Source organism: Moorena sp. SIO4A1 (genome assembly GCF_010672065.1).
GTDB lineage: Bacteria > Cyanobacteriota > Cyanobacteriia > Cyanobacteriales > Coleofasciculaceae > Moorena.
In genome coordinates this window covers 1-2,038 of record NZ_JAAHHX010000371.1, presented here as the reverse complement: position 1 = coordinate 2,038, position 2,038 = coordinate 1, and the positions used below count along the sequence as shown (strand labels likewise).

The window sequence follows — 2,038 nt, the reverse complement described above, 5'->3', positions numbered from 1 at the left end:
TTTACCTGCTAACTTGTCAGCAGCTTCCATACGAGCAGCAGAACGTTACAAGCTACCTTGAACTGATTCTAGGTCAGAAGCGCTAGGAAACCGACCTGCTAGGTCAGCGGAAGCAACAACAGTGGTTAACACTGATTTCATAATTTAAATATCTCCTGTCTTAAATTGATTTCGGCAAAAGGTCAGTGTAATTTAATTTCTCCTGAGCCGGGAGACTAGCTAATAGCACTGCCAACTGCATCGAAGTAGCTACCAACTTCTGCAGCCAAAGAAGCACAATCACCGCTAGTAACAGACTCTTTGCGTTGAGATGCAGTGTTGTTAACAAAAGCCACAGCAGCAGCCTTCATGATGCCAACAGCCCGGGTTGTATTACCAGTGGGAACGCCCAAAGCAGCGTAGGTTTCCTTAAGACCATTCAAGCAGCGGTCAGTCAGTACAGAACTATCTCCGCTGAGAACGGCGTAGCACACATAACGTAAAACGATTTCGCCATCACGTAGACAAGCAGCCATCTTGCGGTTGGTGTAAACACCGCCACCGGGAGCAACTAAACCAGGGGTTTCGCAAACGATACCAGCAACCGCATCAGTAACGATACAGCTAGCATTGCTGGAGATAAAGTTCACAGCATCAAGGCGCTTGTTGCCATCAGCAATAAATCCCTTCAGAGCATCTAAATCACCACCGCCAACAAATCCACCTTTGGCATCGGCAGCAACTACGGCTTTTGAAAAAGCGTCTAGCATTAAAATCTCCTTATCAATAACAAGGACTTAATTAAAATTATTGGTCTTGTCGTTCATGAATTGACTAACCAATTTAGACAATAAAAGCTATTTGACACTCTAGTCCCATTTATGAGAAACAAAGCAACAAAACATTACAAAAATTTCCGTCTATCGGTCTAATTGTATATTTTTGTATCAAGAAACTTTTAACTGTTTGCTTAAGTGCTAAACAGTATCGTCAAGATCAGGGTCAATACCTGCTGCTCGTAGCTGCTCAGCCAGCCGAGCCGCTCTTGCTAAAGCAGCTTGAGTTCTTTGGCGCTCCTCCTCCACTATAGACTCTGCTTGTTCAGCACGTTGTCGCTCTTGTTCAGCTCTTTCCCTTTCTAGAACAGCTCGTTCATCACCAATCAGCAACAGATTTCCTTCCTCATCCCACCACCTTAGCCACAGTTGACTTTGATTCTGATAACTTCCTTGCCATAAGCCTAGTTCTACACCCAATGGTGAAATAGAATAATGCCCTCGTTCATTAGGGGTTAATTTCTGATAAAACCCACTGACCAAGGTATAGACTTCAAGAGAGCTGTTGTTTATTTGATAAATACCATAGTAGGGAATTCGGATAATTTGCTCATATACCCAAAACTTCCCTGGCTTAGTTACTTCTCCTTGAGTCGAGAGGGATAATGGGGTTTTGTCCCGTTCTTCATCCCCATTGCCACTGGCAAATTCTAAAGCAATTAATGGTGCTATATGTTCCCGCCACACCACATAGGAGCGACGAATTTTACCGTCTAGCTGAGGAGGGACATTGGGAACATAAAACCAATCAGGTGCTTCGGCTCCTTTTTCAGGTGGATCAGTTTCTCGCCAGTATATACCACAGTCTTGCCCAATAGCATATTCTCCATCAGGATGTCGCTGTTGTAATATCTCTCCAATCGAATCCGTTAGAATTATACTTTGGGGATGCTCTTGAAAGTTTTTCACAAATGTTCCATCTGACTCCGGTAGCTGGGTGTGGTCAGGAAAGGGAGGAGGTAATTTGACTCGAGGTACTGTCTCAGTCATGATCTGGCCTAGACTATGGCGGTGATAATCTCTATATTATCCTGGCTGCAAAGCGTGTGATAGGCGATCCCAATTACCAATTACCAGAGCATGGTATTAGTGCTTAGTACACTAAAGATGCTCTTCCAAGGTGACTAATGACTAATCCTAATAGCTAATGACTAGTAACTGCTTTAGTAACTGCTTTCTCCCGAATCAACCAATCTGAATCATTAGCTGCCAGCTCTTGACCA

General features: G+C 43.8%; 2 protein-coding genes and 1 pseudogene. All 3 read right to left on the bottom strand.

Annotated features, from left to right (window positions below; translation table 11 throughout):
• Positions 1-48 precede the first annotated feature (48 nt).
• Positions 49-141: pseudogene (locus F6K53_RS38410) on the bottom strand (bleomycin hydrolase); the annotation flags it as partial.
• A 74-nt stretch (positions 142-215) separates the two neighbouring features.
• On the bottom strand, positions 216-749 hold the full coding sequence (locus F6K53_RS38405; RefSeq protein ID WP_293053399.1) for a phycocyanin subunit beta: 534 nt from the start codon (positions 747-749) through the stop codon (positions 216-218).
• A gap of 207 nt (positions 750-956) precedes the next feature.
• Positions 957-1,805 (bottom strand): Uma2 family endonuclease, encoded by an 849-nt coding sequence (locus F6K53_RS38400; RefSeq protein ID WP_293085061.1) that lies wholly within the window; start codon positions 1,803-1,805, stop codon positions 957-959.
• Positions 1,806-2,038: the final 233 nt, after the last annotated feature.

Bases quoted from the DNA above. Each gene is read 5' to 3' on its own strand.
- F6K53_RS38405 (WP_293053399.1), bottom strand. From the start codon at position 749: ATGCTAGACGCTTTTTCAAAAGCCGTAGTTGCTGCCGATGCCAAAGGT.
- F6K53_RS38400 (WP_293085061.1), bottom strand. From the start codon at position 1,805: ATGACTGAGACAGTACCTCGAGTCAAATTACCTCCTCCCTTTCCTGAC.